The organism is Microbacterium sp. NPDC078428 (assembly GCF_044542535.1).
GTDB lineage: Bacteria > Actinomycetota > Actinomycetes > Actinomycetales > Microbacteriaceae > Microbacterium > Microbacterium limosum.
The window spans coordinates 1-16,957 of the sequence record NZ_JBITUP010000006.1; the positions used below are offsets into that span (position 1 = coordinate 1).

At 70.1% G+C, this 16,957-nt stretch carries 17 protein-coding genes; 7 read left to right on the plus strand and 10 right to left on the minus strand.

From position 1 onward, the window contains the following. Positions 1-217 precede the first annotated feature (217 nt). Positions 218-760: a MarR family winged helix-turn-helix transcriptional regulator gene (locus ACIGCK_RS11335; protein WP_396666182.1), complete on the plus strand. Its 543-nt coding sequence runs from the start codon at positions 218-220 to the stop codon at positions 758-760. A gap of 48 nt (positions 761-808) precedes the next feature. On the opposite strand, the gene ACIGCK_RS11340 is transcribed toward ACIGCK_RS11335, so the two are convergent. From ACIGCK_RS11340 to ACIGCK_RS11360, 5 genes are all read right to left on the minus strand, one after another. Beyond that, entirely contained in the window at positions 809-1,672 is an 864-nt protein-coding gene (locus ACIGCK_RS11340) for a PaaX family transcriptional regulator C-terminal domain-containing protein (protein ID WP_396666184.1), read from the minus strand. After that, positions 1,669-2,475 carry an ABC transporter ATP-binding protein gene (locus ACIGCK_RS11345; RefSeq protein ID WP_396666186.1) on the minus strand — a complete coding sequence of 269 codons (807 nt, stop codon included), beginning with the start codon at positions 2,473-2,475 and terminating at the stop codon, positions 1,669-1,671. The genes ACIGCK_RS11340 and ACIGCK_RS11345 overlap by 4 nt, the downstream gene beginning before the upstream one ends. Beyond that, a complete protein-coding gene (locus ACIGCK_RS11350; protein ID WP_396666188.1) occupies positions 2,468-3,292 on the minus strand; it encodes an ABC transporter permease in 825 nt (274 codons plus the stop codon). The genes ACIGCK_RS11345 and ACIGCK_RS11350 overlap by 8 nt, the downstream gene beginning before the upstream one ends. After that, complete coding sequence (locus tag ACIGCK_RS11355; protein WP_396666190.1) at positions 3,289-4,170, minus strand: ABC transporter permease; 882 nt, start codon at positions 4,168-4,170, stop codon at positions 3,289-3,291. The genes ACIGCK_RS11350 and ACIGCK_RS11355 overlap by 4 nt, the downstream gene beginning before the upstream one ends. Before the next feature lie 65 nt (positions 4,171-4,235). Then, on the minus strand, positions 4,236-5,219 hold the full coding sequence (locus ACIGCK_RS11360; protein WP_396666192.1) for an ABC transporter substrate-binding protein: 984 nt from the start codon (positions 5,217-5,219) through the stop codon (positions 4,236-4,238). Between the two features lie 327 nt (positions 5,220-5,546). Between ACIGCK_RS11360 and ACIGCK_RS11365 the strand changes: the two genes are divergently transcribed. The 4 genes from ACIGCK_RS11365 to ACIGCK_RS11380 all read left to right on the plus strand — a co-directional run bounded on the left by ACIGCK_RS11365 (position 5,547) and on the right by ACIGCK_RS11380 (position 9,422). After that, on the plus strand, positions 5,547-6,422 hold the full coding sequence (locus ACIGCK_RS11365; RefSeq protein ID WP_330170634.1) for a methylenetetrahydrofolate reductase: 876 nt from the start codon (positions 5,547-5,549) through the stop codon (positions 6,420-6,422). A gap of 10 nt (positions 6,423-6,432) precedes the next feature. Further along, positions 6,433-7,305 (plus strand): formyltetrahydrofolate deformylase, encoded by an 873-nt coding sequence (gene purU, locus ACIGCK_RS11370; protein WP_396666194.1) that lies wholly within the window; start codon positions 6,433-6,435, stop codon positions 7,303-7,305. A 28-nt stretch (positions 7,306-7,333) separates the two neighbouring features. Next, positions 7,334-8,743, plus strand: a complete 1,410-nt coding sequence (locus ACIGCK_RS11375) for an aminomethyl transferase family protein (RefSeq protein WP_396666196.1) — start codon at positions 7,334-7,336, stop codon at positions 8,741-8,743. Between the two features lie 91 nt (positions 8,744-8,834). Further along, positions 8,835-9,422 (plus strand): PadR family transcriptional regulator, encoded by a 588-nt coding sequence (locus ACIGCK_RS11380; RefSeq protein ID WP_396666198.1) that lies wholly within the window; start codon positions 8,835-8,837, stop codon positions 9,420-9,422. A 21-nt stretch (positions 9,423-9,443) separates the two neighbouring features. On the opposite strand, the gene ACIGCK_RS11385 is transcribed toward ACIGCK_RS11380, so the two are convergent. The 4 genes from ACIGCK_RS11385 to ACIGCK_RS11400 form a co-directional block, all read right to left on the minus strand. Beyond that, the gene (locus ACIGCK_RS11385) at positions 9,444-10,364 is read right to left on the minus strand and encodes a serine hydrolase (protein ID WP_396666200.1); all 921 of its coding nucleotides are present in this window, start codon (positions 10,362-10,364) and stop codon (positions 9,444-9,446) included. 104 nt (positions 10,365-10,468) lie between these two features. Further along, a complete protein-coding gene (locus ACIGCK_RS11390) occupies positions 10,469-12,430 on the minus strand; it encodes a M13 family metallopeptidase (protein WP_396666202.1) in 1,962 nt (653 codons plus the stop codon). A gap of 79 nt (positions 12,431-12,509) precedes the next feature. Beyond that, positions 12,510-12,848, minus strand: coding sequence for an SHOCT domain-containing protein (locus ACIGCK_RS11395; protein ID WP_396666204.1), 339 nt, complete (start codon positions 12,846-12,848; stop codon positions 12,510-12,512). A gap of 160 nt (positions 12,849-13,008) precedes the next feature. Further along, positions 13,009-13,479, minus strand: a complete 471-nt coding sequence (locus ACIGCK_RS11400) for a hypothetical protein (RefSeq protein WP_396666205.1) — start codon at positions 13,477-13,479, stop codon at positions 13,009-13,011. 119 nt (positions 13,480-13,598) lie between these two features. Between ACIGCK_RS11400 and ACIGCK_RS11405 the strand changes: the two genes are divergently transcribed. Further along, a complete protein-coding gene (locus tag ACIGCK_RS11405; protein ID WP_396666207.1) occupies positions 13,599-14,933 on the plus strand; it encodes an MATE family efflux transporter in 1,335 nt (444 codons plus the stop codon). Positions 14,934-14,937: 4 nt separating this feature from the next. Here the strand turns inward: ACIGCK_RS11405 and ACIGCK_RS11410 are convergent, their stop codons facing one another. After that, positions 14,938-15,564 (minus strand): TrmH family RNA methyltransferase, encoded by a 627-nt coding sequence (locus tag ACIGCK_RS11410; RefSeq protein WP_330170642.1) that lies wholly within the window; start codon positions 15,562-15,564, stop codon positions 14,938-14,940. 64 nt (positions 15,565-15,628) lie between these two features. Between ACIGCK_RS11410 and ACIGCK_RS11415 the strand changes: the two genes are divergently transcribed. Next, positions 15,629-16,957, plus strand: coding sequence for an Nramp family divalent metal transporter (locus ACIGCK_RS11415; RefSeq protein ID WP_396666209.1), 1,329 nt, complete (start codon positions 15,629-15,631; stop codon positions 16,955-16,957).

The window sequence follows — 16,957 nt, forward strand, 5'->3', positions numbered from 1 at the left end:
ACAAGGAATCGAAGGCATCCGCGCCTTCCAAGACACCCGCTCCATCGCCACCATCGACCCCCAAGCCCTCGCAAACATGGCCCACTGACACCACGCGCGAACATCGATACGACGGGATCCGGCCCCGAATGCGGGGCCGGATCCCGTCCTTTCTGGGAGACTCATGCATACCGAAGGCACCGTGACCGTGGGATCGACGAGGGTCGAGAGGAACCGCATGGCGAAGAAGAGGGCACGCGATGCCGCCCGGGAGGCGGCCGCAGCCGCCTCGGACGCCGTCACCGAGCCGATCACCGATTCGATCGACCCCGAGAACTTCACGCCCCGCCTGCTGGCCCTGCTCTCGAACGCCCTCGTCTGGCGCGAGTCCCACGAGCTGCGACGACGATTCGGGCTCGGCACCAACGACTGGCGGGTGATCTCCGTCCTCGCGATGAAGCCGGGCTCCGCCGCGACCGACGTCTCCGACTTCATCGGCGTGAACAAGGCCGTCGTCTCCAAGAGCGTCAACACCCTCGTCGACCGCGGGCTCGTCATCCTCTTCGACGGCCCCCGGGGCTCTCGTCCCATGTACCTCACCCCCGAGGGGGCCCGCATGCACGACGCGATGCTGCCCATCTCCCTGCGCGGCCAGGAGATCATCCTGGCCGATCTGTCCGCCGACGACATCGACGCGCTGAACACGCTGCTGAGGCGGATGCTGGAGAAGACGCGCGAACTCCAGCAGCTCGAAAGCGACGCCCTCGCGGCCGGCCTCTGACGGGCGACCCCGCGGGCCGGCATCCGAGCGAGCGCCTCGATCTCGGGGTCAGCCGGCCAGCGCCGCGAACTCACGGATCGCGGGGAACGCGAGTTCCCTGTGCCGCAGCGTGAACACCTCGAAGGAGCGATCGGCGGGCCACTGGGCGTCCATGTACTCGCGCGGCAGCGCGGGGTCGAGCCGCAGCAGCGCGAGCCAGTCGGCCACGAGCAGCATCCGCGCCGCCAGGGCTCCCCGCTCGTCGGGAGGCGAGAAGCTCTCCCACCTGGCGAGGAACTCGTGGTGAGCGCCGCGGATCGCGTCGATGTCCCACGCGGTGCGCACGGCGTCGACCATCGGGAAGCCCGGGAGCTCCTGGGCCGCGAACGCCGTCACGGACCCTGCGGGCAGGTCGGGGATGATCGCGGCCAGCGCGCCGGCCAGATCGACCTCGCCGGGCGCGATCCACAGCCCGTCGCGCAGCGGAGCGAAACCCGACCAGGTCAGCGCCGCCCGGAGCCGGTGCCGCAGCGTCCGCTGCTCCTCGGGAACCGTGAACGTCACGAGCGTCCACCCCGCACCCGACGGCACGAAGGGGGTCGGGCTGTTCACGCGCCGGGATGCCTCCCGCAGCACCTCGATGCCGTGCGCCGTCAGCACGAAGCCGATCTCCCGGCCGAGACGCCGCCGCTCGATCAACCCGCTGTCCACCATCCGGTCGAGGTTGGTGCGCACGGCGGGGCCCGCGACGCCGGCGTCCTCCAGGACGGTCAGAAGCACCGCCGCGCGCAGCGGCTCGAAGTACCGGTCGCACACGTACTCGCCGAAGAGCGCCAGCAGCAACTGGCGCGGCTTGCGCGGCAGCGCGGTGCCGTCCCTGACCGCCACGACCCCGCCGGGATCGACGCCCGGCATCACCTGCGGGGGGTTCACGCGGCCGACACCGGACGCACCGCCTCACCGCGCTTGGCGCGCTGGATCTGCTCGTAGACGTGCGTGCGCAGCTCGGTGAAGCGGGGCAGCGCCCGGGTGGTGATCTGGTCGCGCGCGTCGGGCAGATCGATGGCCAGGTCCTCCTGCACCCAGGTCGGCGACTTCGACAGCACGACCACGCGCTCTCCGAGATACACGGACTCGTCGATGTCGTGCGTGACGAAGAGGATCGACATGCCCCGCTCGCGGTGGAGGGTGCGCACGAGGTCCTCGAGATCCGCGCGGGTCTGAGCGTCCACCGCGGCGAAGGGCTCGTCCATGATCAGCACCTCGGGCTGATATGCGACGGCGCGGGCGATGGCCACGCGCTGCTGCATGCCGCCCGAGAGCTGCCATGGGTAGCTGCCGCCGGCGTGCTCGAGACCGACGGCGGTCAGCGCGTCGTCGATGAGTCTGTCGCGGTCGGCGCGGCTGAGGCGCTTGTGCTTGAGCGGCAGCTCCACATTCCCCCGGACCGTCAGCCAGGGATAGAGGGAACGGCCGTACTCCTGAAAGACCAGCGCCATGTTCGGCGGCGGCGCGGACACCCGTTCCCCGTCGAGCTCGACGGTTCCCGAGGTGGGCGCCAGCAGACCGGCGATGCACTTGAGCAGCGTCGTCTTGCCGCAGCCCGAAGGGCCGACGATGCACACCAGCTCACCCGCGCTCATGCGGAAGCTGATGTCGCCGATGGCCTCGACGTCTCCGGTGGGCGACTCGTAGACCTTCTTAAGTCGCTCGACGTGCAGCAGCGTGTCAGGCACGCCCCACCTCCTTGATTCCGTGATACCAGCGCAGGACGCGCCTTTCGATGACTCCGAACACCGCCGCCAGCAGCACGCCGATCAGTCCCAGCAGGACGATTCCACTCCACATCTCCGCGATGAGGTAGTTGCGCTGGAAGAAGACGATGCGGTTCCCGAGGCCCGACGACGAGTAGAACATCTCCGAGATGACCATGAGGATGAGCGCGATCGACAGCGCCTGTCGCACACCCGCCATGATGCGGGGGCTCGCCGCGGGGAGCACCAGGAAACGTATCCGCTCGGCCCGCGTCAGCGCGAACGAACGGGCGGTCTCGGTCATGACCGAGTCCGTCGCGCGCACGCCGTCGATCGTGTTGAGAAGGACCGGCCACACCGAGCCCGCCACGATCACGACGATCTTCATCGAATCGGTGGGGCCCAGCAGCACCGCGACGATCGGGATGAGGACCGGCGGGGGGATCGCGCGGAAGAACTCCAGCACGGGCTCGAGGAGCTCGCTGAGCCAGCGCGTGAGACCGATGAGCGTGCCCACGACGACGCCGATCACGATCGAGAGTGCGGCGCCGATCAGCAGGCGCCCGAGGCTCGGAAGCACGTCGGTGAAGAAGGCGGGCCCGACCCACGTGTCGACGAACGCCTCGGCGATGACGAGAGGGCTGGGGAAGAACGGCGTGGAGGAGAACGACGACCAGATCCCCCAGATCACCAGGAGGAGGACGGGCAGCCCCAGCGCGAAGCCGGCACCGGACCCGAACCTGGCCCAGCGGCGCGGCCGTGCACGCGGGGTCATGACGGTGCTCGTGTAGAGGGTCACAGCAGGTCCTCCCCGCGGACGGACTGATGCCACGAGAGGGCGCGGCGCTCGACCAGCCGGAACACGACGTTGACGATCAGCCCCAGTATCCCCGTGACGATGACGAGTGCGTAGACCTGCACGTAGTCTCCCGCCGACTGCGCGAAGACGATCGCGAGGCCGAGCCCCGGATTGTTGATCGTCATCTCGGCCGTGACGGCGAGGATGAGCGCGACCGTCGCCGCGAGCCGCACTCCGGTCATGAGGTACGGCAGGGCCGTCGGCAGCACGAGGTAGCGGATGCGGGTCGCTCGCGGGAGACCGAAGCTGCGCGCCGTGTCACGCGCGACGGCGTCGATGTCGGCCACTCCGTAGAGCACCTGCACGAAGACCTGCCAGAAGCTGGCGAAGACGATGATGACGAGCGCCGCCTGGATCTGGATGCCGAAGAGCAGGATCGCGAGAGGGATGAGGGCGACCGACGGGATCGGCCGGAGGAACTCGACGGTCGTGTGCGTGCTGCGGCGCAGGAAGGGGACGAGCCCGACGATGGTGCCGAGGACCACCGCGAGAAGCGTGGCGATGACGAGCCCGATGCCCCACGCGCTCATCGTGCGGCCGACATTGCGCCAGAACTCGAGGTCGCGCAGGTCGAGCGCCAGGCGGGCGAGGGTGTCCGTCGCCGCCGGGAAGAAGCGCGGGTCGAGGATGCCGAGGGTGGGGATCAGCTGCCACGTCACGAGGAAGCCGAGGATGCCCGCGGCGCCCAGAGCGACCTTGCGGACGAGGCGAGCGCGACGCGCCGCGCGGGAACGACGGGGCGGGGGAGCCGAGGGGGGTGACGCGGCCTCGGCGAAGCGCGCGGCATCCGCCGTGGGGGCGTCGGAGACGGTGTCCATGGGACCTTCCAGGGGCAGGGATGGGGCGCCGCGCGCGGCGGCGCCCCATCCACAGGCGGCGTCGACTACTGCTGCTGAACCAGGCGCGAGAAGTCGGGCTCGGCGTCGATGTACTCGTACTCCACGGCGAGCGCCGCAAGCTCCTCGATGCCCGCGCTGCCGAGGTCTGCGGTGAAGTCCGGCAGCACGATGGCCGCCGCCGCTTCTTCCGGGATCTCGAGGTTGGCCGCGATCGCAGCGCGGACGAGGTCTTCGTTCTGAGCGGCGAACTCGAGCGCGTCGGACATCGCCGCGGCGTAGTCGGCCACCAGCTCGGGGTCGCTGTCCATGAGGGCCTGGGTGGTGAAGTTGGTCAGCACGGTCAGGCCGGGGATCGTCGCCTGATACGGCGCGACGACCTCCACGCCGCCGCCGCCGACGATCAGTCCGCGGAACGGGTCGGGGACCCAGGCCGCATCGATGTTGCCGGACTCGAGCTGCGCCTGCGCATCGGGGAAGCCGACCTCGACGAACTCCACCGTGGAGGAGTCGCCGCCGGCGTCATCCACCGCCTTGCGGATCGTCAGGTCGCCCGCCGCGCCGAGGCTGTTCACGGCGACCCGCTTTCCGGCGAGGTCGGCGGGCCCCGCGATGCCGGAGTCGCCCAGCGCAACCACGGAGTTCACGTCGGTGCCGTCGGCGAGGCTCGAGGCGTAGTTGCTGAAGATGACGACGCCCAGGTCCTGCAAGTCGGCCCGGATGGGGCCGAAGGGCTGGCCGATGGCGAAGTCGATGTCGCCGCTGAGCAGCGCGGGGATGGCCTGCGCCCCGCCCTGGGCGGGCACGACCTCGACGTCCAAGCCATACTCCTCGAAGATGCCCTCGTCGATGGCGGCCCACAGCGCGCCCGTCTCGGCGATGGGCAGAGCCGCGACGCGGACGGAGCGCATCTCCATACCCTCGCCCTCCTCGGACGGCGCGGAACTGGGCAAGGCGGCGGAATCGGTGCAGCCGGCGAGTGCGAGCGCGGAAACGGTCATCAGACCGAGCGCGATGAGACTTCTCTTCATTGACGGGCCTCTCAGTGCGGTTTCGGGACGGCGTCGGCCTCGAATGCGCCCGAAACCCGCGAGATAGGCGGGCGTCACGCCTTCGTGTCGACGCCTTGATGCTCCGGGAGAATCGCCGTTCTGTCAAGGTATTCATGACGTTCGTCATGACTTAGTAGAACGTTGGCCCCGCCGCCGAGGGGTTTGCCGAGCACATGTTCCGTGCGACGCAGCCAGAACGATCCCCCCTCGCGATGTGCCTATGGACAATCCCTATGCGCATAGGTAAAGTGCCTCTCGGGAGACGCGACGAAGCGCTCCGACTGAGAGCGGAAAGGACCCCGATCAGTGTCTCGAAACACCCCCGCCGCGGATCCCGCGGCAGCCCTGAAGCTGGTGAGCGACTTCTCGCTCGAGATGACCGGAAAGGATGTGCCTGGCCTCGAGGAGGCGGCGCACTCGATCCCCGCCGGCACGAAGATCAACGTCACGTTCCTCGGGAACGAGGATCTCGACATGCGCGTGTCGGCATCCAAGGCCGTGAAGGACATGGGATTCATCCCCGTCCCGCACATCTCGGCCCGGCGCCTGTCGTCGCAGGACCAGCTCGAGGAGTTCCTCGGCCGCCTGCAGGAGGTCGGCGCGACCGAGCACGTCTTCTCCGTCGGCGGCGACCCCGCCGAGCCAGAGGGCCCCTACCCCGACTCGCTGTCGGTCATCCAGACGGGCCTGCTGCAGAAGTACGGGGTCAAGGAGGTCTCGATCGCCGGGTACCCCGAGGGTCACCCCGACATCAAGACCGACGTGCTGTGGCGCCACTTGGAGGACAAGTCCGCCGCGCTGAAGGAGCAGGGCCTGGATGCCGTCATCCTCACCCAGTTCGCCTTCGACACCGACCCGGTGATGGCGTGGATCGACGGCGTGCGGTCCCGCGGGATCGAATCCCAGATCCGCATCGGCACCCCGGGACCGGCCGGCATCAAGCGCCTGATCAACTTCGCACGGCGCTTCGGCGTGGGCGCGAACGCGATGATCGTGAAGAAGTACGGCTTCTCCCTGACCAACCTCATGGGCACCGCCGGACCCGATAAGTTCGTGTCCGACCTCTCCGCGCTGCTGGCGCAGGATCCGGCATCCGGAGACGTCAAGCTGCACTTCTACACGTTCGGTGGCCTGCTCGCGACGTCGGAATGGGTGCGGCAGTACTCCGCATCCCAGTCCTAAGGAGCCCTCCATGACCGTGCACAACGAAGCGCTGCGGGACCACGCCTGCCTGATCGTCCACGGCCCGGACCAGCCCGGGATCGTCGCGGCGGTCTCCGCGCTGGTGAGCCGCAACAAGGGCAACATCGTGGCGTTGGATCAGTACTCCGACAACGCCGACGGCGGCGCGTTCTTCCAACGCGTCGTGTTCCACCGCCCCAACCTCGCCGCGGCGATGCCCGAGATCGAGGCCGACCTCGCCGCGACCGTCGGCGGGCTGGGCCTGGAGTGGAAGCTCACCGACCAGTCCGTGCCGAAGCGGATGGCGATCCTCGCGTCCACGTCGGATCACTGTCTGCTGGAGCTGCTGTGGCGCCACCGCCGCGGCGAGCTTCCCGTGACGATCCCCATGGTGATCAGCAACCACACCAACGTCGCCGACGATGTCCGCTCCTTCGGCATCCCGTTCTTCCACGTCCCCTCGCAGGGGCCCGACAAGAGCGAGGCCGAGGCGCGGATCCTCGAACTGCTGAAGGGCAACGTCGACTTCGTCGTCCTGGCCCGCTACATGCAGATCATCTCCGAGGACTTCCTCGACGCCGTCGAGGTGCCCGTCATCAACATCCACCACTCGTTCCTGCCCGCCTTCATCGGCGCCGGCCCCTACAAGAAGGCCAAGGAACGGGGCGTCAAGCTGATCGGCGCGACCAGCCACTACGTGACGAAGGACCTCGACGAGGGGCCCATCATCGAGCAGGACGTCGCGAGGGTCGACCACTCGATGACCGCCGCGGACCTTCAGGCCCGCGGAGCGTACGTCGAGCGCGCCGTACTCTCCCGCGCCGTCCAGTGGCACGCCGAAGACCGCGTCATCCGACACGGCAACCACACCATCGTCTTCTGACACCATCCACAACAAAGAGAGGTTCATCGTGGCACCCAAGAATCTTCAGGAAGTGATCGATCAGGCCGGAAGCCCGGTCGAGCTGCTTCGCAACTCGCAGATCGGCTCCTACATCTACCCGGTCGTCCCCGCCGACTTCCAGAACTGGATCAAGGAGCAGAAGGCCTGGCGCGACACCGCCGTGCTCTACGACCAGTCGCACCACATGGACAACGTGTTCCTCAAGGGCTCCGACGCCATCAAGCTGATCTCGGACACGGCCATCAACTCGGTCGCGAACTTCGCGGTCAACAAGGCCAAGCAGTACGTCCCGACCACGGCCTCGGGCCACGTCATCGGCGACGGCATCCTCTTCCGCGAGGCCGAGGACGAGTACGTCTACGTCGGCCGCGCGCCCGCGTCGAACTGGCTCATGTTCCACGGCGAGACCGGCGGATACTCCAACCTGGAGGTCGTCGTCGACCGCCGCTCGCCCTCGCGCCCCTACGGCGACGCGGTCGCGCGCAAGTACTACCGCTTCCAGATCCAGGGCCCCAACGCCTGGGCCGTCATCGAGAAGCTCAACGGCGGACCGCTCGAGAAGCTCGGCTTCTTCAACATGTCGGAGATGAAGATCGGCGGCATGAACGTCCGCACTCTGCGTCACGGCATGGCCGGCGCGCCCGGGCTGGAGATCTGGGGCCCCTACGCCGACCACCACAAGATCCGCGACCTGATCGTCGAGGCCGGCGCCGAGTTCGGTCTGCTGCCCGTCGGCTCGCGCGCGTACCCGTCGAACACGCTGGAGTCCGGCTGGATCCCCTCTCCGCTGCCCGCCATCTACACCGGCGCCGAGGAGCAGGCCTACCGTGAGTGGCTGCCGGCCGACAGCTACGAGGCCACCGGCACGCTCGCCGGCTCATTCGTCTCCGACAACATCGAGGACTACTACCTCACGCCGTGGGAGCTCGGCTACGGCTCGTTCGTGAAGTTCGACCACGACTTCATCGGCCGCGACGCGCTCGAGAAGATGGACCCCGCCGCCCAGCGCAAGAAGGTCACCCTCGCGTGGGACGCCGAGGACCTCGGCAAGGTGTGGACGTCGCTGCTGAACGTCGACGGCCCGAACTACAAGTTCTTCGACCTGCCGCTGGCCAACTACGGCTCGGCCAACTACGACGCCGTCGTGGATGCCGATGGCACCGTCGTGGGCTACTCGATGTTCACCGGTTACTCGGCGAACGAGCGCCGCGGCCTGTCGCTGGCGACCCTCGACCCGAACGTCCCCGAGGGCACCGAGCTCAAGGTCGTGTGGGGCGAGCCGAACGGCGGCTCCAAGAAGGCCTCCGTCGAGCCGCACGAGCAGACCGAGGTCCGCGCCGTCGTGAGCCCCGTGCCGTACTCGACCGTCGCCCGCGCGACGTACCAGGGCGGCTGGCGCACGGGCTACAAGGACTGAGCCCACCGTGAGACCCGAGGGGGCCCGAGCTTCTGCTCGGGCCCCCTCGAACCATTGATAGCCTCACCCTGATCGTGACGAGGGGAACCGGATGAGCCTGCGATACGCGCTTCTCGCGCTGCTTCGGGTGGGGCCGCTGTCCGGCTACGACCTGCAGAAGCAATTCACGCAGTCGGTGGGCCACGTGTGGCACGCCCCCGACTCCCAGATCTACCCCGAACTGCGCAAGATGCAAGCGGAGGGATTGATCGAAGGCGAGGAGCAGCCGCGCGGCGAGCGCGGCACGCGCCGCGTCTACCACGTCACGCCGGCGGGACATGAGGCGTTCCTGGAGTGGATGCGCACTCCGCTCGACTACCAGCGCGTCCGCGACCCCGCCCACCTTCGCGCGGCGTACCTCGAGACGACGACCGCGGATGCCGCCCGCGCCTTCCTGCGGGCGCACATCGTCCAGTGGGAGGGTGAGCTGGAGCAGTGGGAGGGCGAGCTCACCCACATCGAGCATCTGTCGAACCCCATGCTCGTGCGGCGACTGGAGGCCACCCCCGCAGAGGGGCGCGCCGAGACCATCGCGTGGAAGCGGTTCGCCTACGAGGGCCTCGTCGAGCGCGCCCGCAGCGAGATCGCCTGGGCGCGGCGGGGCCTTGACCTCGTCGACGAGATCACTGCGCAGGACTGACCGCGGCGCCTGGCGCCCGCGTCAGAACACGTACTCCATCAGGTCGACCCCGAGCATGCGGAACGCTTCGTGCGCGCGCAGCCGATGCATGATCGACAGATCGTCGAAGCACACCACGAGCGCATAGGCGACGCCCGCGCGAGGTCCCGCCAGCACCCCCGCCTCGGCACGGACGCCGCGGTCTCTGCCGGTCTTGTTGATGAACAGCAGTCCGTGGTCGTCGTCGTCGTGCGCGAACGGATCGAGCCCTGTCGCGGCCGCGACGAGCGAGAGATCGTGGTTGAGGCAGAGCCACTCCGCCACCTGGGCGCTCACCGCCGCGCTGACGAGCGTCGTGTTGACGAGCGCGGCGAAGACCTCCGCCAGCTCCTTCGCCGAGCCGAGCGCGAAGTGGGGCGCATCATCCGGCCCGCGCTCGTCGCGGAAGCGGTCGAGCACGGCGGCCCGGGCGAGCCCTATCTCCGTGATCCTGCGGTGCACCGCCTCGAGTCCCACCCGCTCCAGCAGCAGGTTCGCGGCCCGGGCGTCGCCCGCGGACGCCGCCAGGACGGCGACATCGCGCAGGGGCAGGGCGGGAGCGGCGAGGTGACGCCAGAGGCCGGAGGCGCCGGCGGCGTCGGCATCCCCGCGCTCCACTATCTCGAGAGGATCCACCGATCCGTCGTCGAAGCGGGCGGCGACTTCGATCAGCAGGGGCACCACCCCGAGCGCGCCTATCGGCTGGGTCACGTAGTCATCGCCCGCCAGCACGACCGAGTCGCGATCGAGATCCCGGACGTGCACCGAGACGCGCGCGCCGGTCGCGGCCAGCTCGTCGAGCACCGACAGCGTGGACGTGAAGGACCGGCGGAAGGCGGCCTCCCTGCGAGGGCGCCGCCGCCCTCCATGGCGCGCCGCGCGCGAATCGGTGCTGTCCCGGGTTGGCTCAGGAGGCGTGCCCACGAGCGGATTCCTTCCCTCACGGGTGGCGGATCTACTGTCGTGCTCGGTCTGCGGGGGATGCGGCATCCGGGCGCCGTCCCCCGCGGCACACGGACGGGGCGGAGTCACCAGATGGTAACGCGCTGGTCCTCGGCGAGCCAGAGCTCGTCACCGTCCGTGACATCGAACGCCTCGTAGAAGGCATCGATGTTGCGGACGATCTGGTTGCAGCGGAACTCGTTCGGGGAGTGCGGATCGATCGTGAGCAAGCGGATCGTCTCGGCGTCGCGGCCCTTCTGCTGCCAGACCTGCGCCCACGAGAGGATGAGGCGCTGGATGCCGGTGAGACCGTCCACCACGGGAGCCTCGGCGCCGTTCAGAGACAGCGCGTAGGCCTTCAGCGCGATCCCCAGTCCCCCGAGGTCGCCGATGTTCTCCCCGATGGTGAGCGCTCCGTTCACGTGGTGGTCGGGCAGACCCCGTGGCGACAGCGCGTCGTACTGCGCGATGAGGCTCTTCGTACGCTCCTCGAACGCGGCGCGATCGGACTCCGACCACCAGTCCTGCAGTCGTCCGTCGCCGTCGAATCTGCTGCCCTGATCGTCGAACCCGTGCCCGATCTCGTGCCCGATCACGGCGCCGATCCCGCCGTAGTTGGCCGCGGCATCCCGCCCGGCGTCGAAGAACGGGTACTGCAGGATCGCCGCGGGGAACACGATCTCGTTCATGAGCGGGTTGTAGTAGGCGTTGACGGTCTGCGGCGTCATGTACCACTCGTCGCGGTCGATGGGCGACCCGACCTTGCCGAGCTGCCGGTCGTGCTCGGCGACGTGGGCGCGACGCACGTTTCCGACGAGGTCGGCCGGGTCGATCTCGAGAGCGGAGTAGTCCCGCCATTTCACGGGATAGCCGATCTTCGGGGTGAACCTGGCGAGCTTGTCCAGGGCGCGCTCCCGTGTCTCGGGTGTCATCCAGGGCAGATCCTGGATGCTCTCCCGGTAGGCCTCGATGAGGTTGGCGACCAGGTCGTCCATCGCCTCCTTCGCCGCCGGCGGGAAATGACGCTCGACGTACACCTTGCCGATCGCCTCACCGAGCGCGGCCTCGGCGAGGCTGACGCCGCGCTTCCAGCGCTCGCGGTTGACCGGGACCCCGGTCAGCTGCGTGCCGTAGAAGGAGAAGTTCTCCTGCACGATCTCGTCGGTGAGGAACGCGGCGGCGGCGTGGACGATCTTGAAGCGCAGCCATGCGCGCCATTCCGGCAGCCTCGCGGGCGTGAGCAGGGAGCCCAGCCCCTCGATGAAGCTCGGCTGCGAGACGACGACCTCGCCGAACGCGTCTTCGTGATCGGGGGCGGCGGCGCTCCGCCACGGGGAGAGGTCCGCGCCCGCGAGCGACACGAGGTCGTCCCACGTGCGGAGGTTGTACGTCGCGATGGCATCGCGACTGCGCACGTTGTCCCAGTGGTGGCCGGCGAGCTCCGTCTCGATCGCCACGACGCGGTCGGCCTCGGCCGCGGCATCCTCGACGCCTGCGAGACCCAGGATCGTCTCGATGTGGGCGCGGAATGCGATGCGCAGATCGGCGAAGTTCGGGAGCCGGTAATAGCTCTCGTCCGGGAGGGAGAGACCGCCCTGCATGAGGAAGGGGACGTATCGCTGCGGGTCGCCGGGATCGGGTTCGACGTACAGGCCGACGAGGCCGCCCACGCCCTCCCGCTCGAGGCGGCCCGCGAGCGTGAGGAAGCCGGCGATGTCACGGACCTCGTCGACGCTCTCGAGCTGGGCGGCGATCGGGGAGACGCCCAGCTCGGCGATCCGCTCGGTGTCCATGAAGCTCGTGAAGAGATCGCCGATCTTGCGGGCCTCGGTGCCCGGCTCCGCCGACTGCGACTCCTGCACGATCTCGCGCACGTGGCCCTCGGCCTGCTCGGCGAGGAGGTGGAACGATCCCCACCGAGCCTTGTCGTCGGGGATCTCGGTCCGCTCGATCCAGTTTCCGTTCACATAGCGGTAGAGGTCGTCCTGGGGTCGGATCTCGGGGCTCAGATCATCGAGCGCGAGACCGGAGCGAAGCGCGTCGGTCATGTCGTCCAGGATAGGCGCAGCCGTTCGGGCGACCCTCGGAGTCCGGTGTACGCCGGACCCGGGGGGTCGCCCGCACGGGTCAGGCTCGGGGTGCGGGTTCGAGCAGCGCTCGCCGGCGCGTGTACTCCTCGTCGTCGATCTCGCCGCGCGCGTAGCGCTCGTCCAGGAGTGCGCGCGCCGCGTTCGGCGCCGTGGGGGACGCGTGGACGGTCGCCGGGCCCGCGGGGAGCTGTCGCAGGCGCTGCACCACGTAGACGATCGCGACCGCCACGAGGGCGAGCACCGCCAGGGCGAAGACGAATCCGAGGATGGCGCCGACGATGTCCCGGAGAGCGCCGTCAGCGCCGCCACGGCGGGGGCCCTGCATGAGCACCGCCCCCATCTGCAGGACGAGGGCCAGGAGCGCCGGACCCCACACCCGCCATCCCCACGGATCGGGACGGTCCCACCACGGCGCCGACGCCCGGGGGCGTCCGAACCGGCTCCGGCGGGGATCATCCCTCCAGGCTAGGCGCGGCACCCGCGCGGGTCGTACTCCCACGGGAGGTGGTCGGGACTCGGACGGGCAGGGGACCCGCTCAGCGTGCTCGCTCGGGCTCGGCGTAGTCGTCCGGAGTGATCGCGCGGATGCCGCGGTCGTGCAGCACGTACTGGGCGCGCAGGTCGACCCGGGCGCTCGCGCACGCCGTCGCCATGGCAGCCGCCCACAGCCGCTCGTTCGCGCCGAAGCGTCGGGGTCCCCTGCGCTCCCACACGAGCACCGCCCGGCGGGCACCGATCGCCTCGCAGATGTACGCCAGGCGATGCGCCAGCACGTGCGCCGCGTCGCCTTCCCGGGGATCGGCCGCGGACGGGCGATCGGACGGCCGGGCCGGGTAGTCGTCGCACGGCATGATCGGGTCGGCGAGGCGGTCGTCGTGGTCGAGGAAGAGCAGCCACAGCTGCCGCGGGTTGATCGCGCGTCCGAGCAGCAGCCCGATCACCTCCTCGAGGTCGGTGTCGAGGGCGAGGATGCGGGAGCGGTCGAGACGAGGATCGGTGTCGGTCATCGGGCCAGCTTCCGCCGTTCCGGACACGGCGGTCCCGCTCGCCCCCGCGACCGTGGAGACCCCGCCGCGCCGTCGGCTGGGGAGAACCGTCCCTGCGCTGCGCCTCGTAGGCTCGAGGCGTGACGGTGGCGGGCGAGGGGCGGCGACTGAACCGCGAGATCCTGCGCCTCGCCGTGCCGGCGCTCGGCGCGCTGGTCGCGGAGCCCCTCTTCCTCATCGTCGACGCCGCCCTCGTGGGGCACCTCGGCGTCGTCCCGCTGGCGGGGCTCGGCATCGCCGCTGCCGTGCTGCAGACGATCGTCGGGCTCATGATCTTCCTGGCCTACTCGACGACCCCCGCCGTGGCCCGCCGGTTCGGTGCCGGCGACCCGAGCCGGGCGGTCTCGGTGGGCATCGACGGGATGTGGCTCGCGCTCGGCGCCGGCGCCGTGCTCGCGCTGCTGGGCTGGCTCACCACCCCCGCGATGGTGGCCGCGTTCGGCCCCGGCCCCGACGTCGCGGAACAGGCCGAGACCTACCTCGGGCTCTCGATGGGCGGGCTGCCCGCGATGCTCATCGTCTTCGCCGCGACGGGATTGCTGCGCGGGCTGCAGGACACGGTCACTCCCCTCTGGATCGCCGGCCTCGGATTCGCCGCCAATGCGCTGCTGAACTGGGCGCTCATCTACGGCCTCGGCTGGGGGATCGCGGGTTCCGCGATCGGCACCGTCATCGCCCAGTGGGGAATGGTCGCCGCCTACGTCATCGTCGTCGGCAGGCTGGCGCGACGGCACACCGCCGCCGTCCGGCCGCAGCGGGAGGGCGTGCGCGGGTCGGCCCGCTCCGGGGGATGGCTGTTCCTTCGCACCGTCAGCCTGCGCCTCGCGCTCCTGCTCACCGTCGGGGTCGCCACCGGGATGGGACCCGAGGAGCTCGCGGGCTGGCAGGTGGCGTTCACGATCTTCTCGACGGCCGCCTTCGCGCTCGATGCCTTGGCGATCGCGGCGCAGGCCCTCGTGGGCAAGGGCCTCGGCGAGGGCGACGTCTCGCAGGTGCGGCGGGTGCTGCGGCGCACCCTCGCGTGGGGCGCGTGGTTCGGCGTGCTCGTCGGGGCGCTCGTCGGGCTCGGGTCTCCCTGGGTCGGGCTGCTGTTCACCGGCAGCGAGCGCCTCGCGGCCCTGGTCCTGCCCGCACTCGTCGTGCTCGCCATCGCCCAGCCCGTGTGCGGGGTCGTCTTCGTGCTCGACGGCGTGCTCATCGGCGCCGGCGACGCGAAGTACCTGGCGATCGCGGGGGGAGCGAATCTCGTCCCCTTCCTGCCCGCCCTCGGCATCCTGGCGTGGACGGGCGCCTCCGGCGCCGCGGGGCTCGCGTGGCTCGCGGTCGCCTTCTTCGGCGTCTACATGTGCGCCCGGCTGCTCACCCTCGGCTGGCGCGTGCGCGGCACGCAGTGGCAGCGCGTCGGCGCCCACTGACGCCTCACGCGTGGCGGCGGCACCATTCGTACATGACGACGGCGGCGGCCGCGCTCGCGTTGATCGAGCGCGTCGAGCCGTACTGGGTGATCTCGACGATCCCGGATGCCGCGGCGAGCGCCTCGGTCGACAGGCCCGGTCCCTCCTGCCCGAAGAGCAGGACGCACCGCTCGGGCAGATCGGCGCGGTCGACGGGCACCGAGCCGGCGACGTTGTCGATCGCGAGGATCGGGAGGGCGGCCTCCGCGGCCCACGCGGCGAAGGACGCGACATCCTCGTGGTGGCGCACGTGCTGGTAGCGATCGGTCACCATGGCGCCGCGGCGGTTCCACCGACGGCGTCCGATGATGTGGACCTCGGCGGCGAGGAAGGCGTTGGCGCTGCGGACGACGGCGCCGATGTTGGAGTCGTGCTGCCAGTTCTCGATCGCCACGTGGAAGCGGTGGCGGCGCGTATCGAGGTCGGCGACGATCGCCTCGAGCGTCCAGTACCGGTAGCCGTCGACGACGTTGCGCCGGTCGCCCTCGGCCAGCAGCTGACGGTCGTAGCGAGGGTCCTCGGGCCAGTCTCCCGGCCCACCCGGCCATGGCCCGACGCCCACGGGCAGCTGCGGCTCGGGATCCTCTGACACCGAGCCAGCGTAGCGCCGCACCCGGATATTTCGGTCAGCCGAAAAATCCGGTATGTTTTTCGGCATGCCGAAAGACACCGCCGTCGTCGACGACGCCACTGCTCCTCAGACACCGCGTGGCGCCCTGAGCACGCCGAGGCTCGCGTGGCTCATCGGTCCCGCCCTCGTCGCGGGCGTCGCCTACCTCGATCCGGGCAACGTCGCCAGCAACATGACGGCGGGCGCCCAGTACGGCTACCTGCTGGTGTGGGTCGTCGTCGTGGGCAACGTCATGGCCTGGCTGATCCAGTACCTCTCCGCCAAGCTGGGCATCGTCACGGGCGAGAGCCTGCCCGAGGTGCTGGGCCGCCGCATCCGGCGTCGGTGGCCGCGTCGCGCCTACTGGCTGCAGGCCGAGCTGGTCGCGATGGCGACCGACATCGCCGAGGTCATCGGCGGCGCGGTGGCGCTGTACCTGCTCTTCGGCATCCCTCTGGTGTGGGGCGGGGTGATCACGGGGCTCGTGTCCATCGCGCTGCTGCTCGTGCAATCCCGCCGCGGGCCGCGCCCCTTCGAGAACGTCGTGATCGGCCTGATGGCGATCATCACCGTCGGCTTCGTCGCCGGAGTCTTCGTCGGGCCGCCGGATGCCGCGGGCATCGCCTCCGGGCTCGTCCCCCGCTTCGAGGACACCGGTTCGGTGCTGCTCGCCGCGTCGATCCTCGGTGCCACGATCATGCCCCACGCGATCTACGCGCACTCGGCGCTCGCACGAGACCGCTTCGCCCCCCGCGCGGACCGGGGTCGCGCCGCCGGGGCGCGCCGCGACACCGCCGAGCTCGAGCGGCTGCGGGGGGTCGGAACCCTCCGGCTGCTGCGCGCGACCCGGTGGGACGTCTCGATCGCGATGGTCGTCGCGGGGACCGTCAACCTCTGCATCCTGCTGCTCGCCGCCGCGAACCTCGCGGGCGTGCCCGGCACCGACAGCCTCGAGGGTGCGTACGCCGCGCTCGACGCGGGGCTCGGTCCGGTCGTCGCGACGCTGTTCGCCGTCGGCCTCCTCGCGAGCGGGCTGGCGAGCACATCGGTCGGCGCGTACGCCGGCGCGGAGATCATGCACGGCCTGCTGCGCGTGCGGATCCCGCTGCTCGCACGACGCCTTGTGACCCTGCTGCCCGCCCTCGCCATCCTCGCGATCGGGTTCGACCCGACCCTCGCGCTCGTGCTGAGCCAGGTCGTCCTCTCGTTCGGGATCCCGTTCGCCCTCGTCCCGCTCGTCGTGCTGACGGCGCAGCGGCGCACCCTCGGGGGCTACCGCAATCGCGCCTGGACCACGGCGGCGGGCGTCGCGGCATCCGTCTTCCTCATCACCCTGAACGGTGTGCTGCTCTGGCTCGTCTTCACCGGCGCCTGA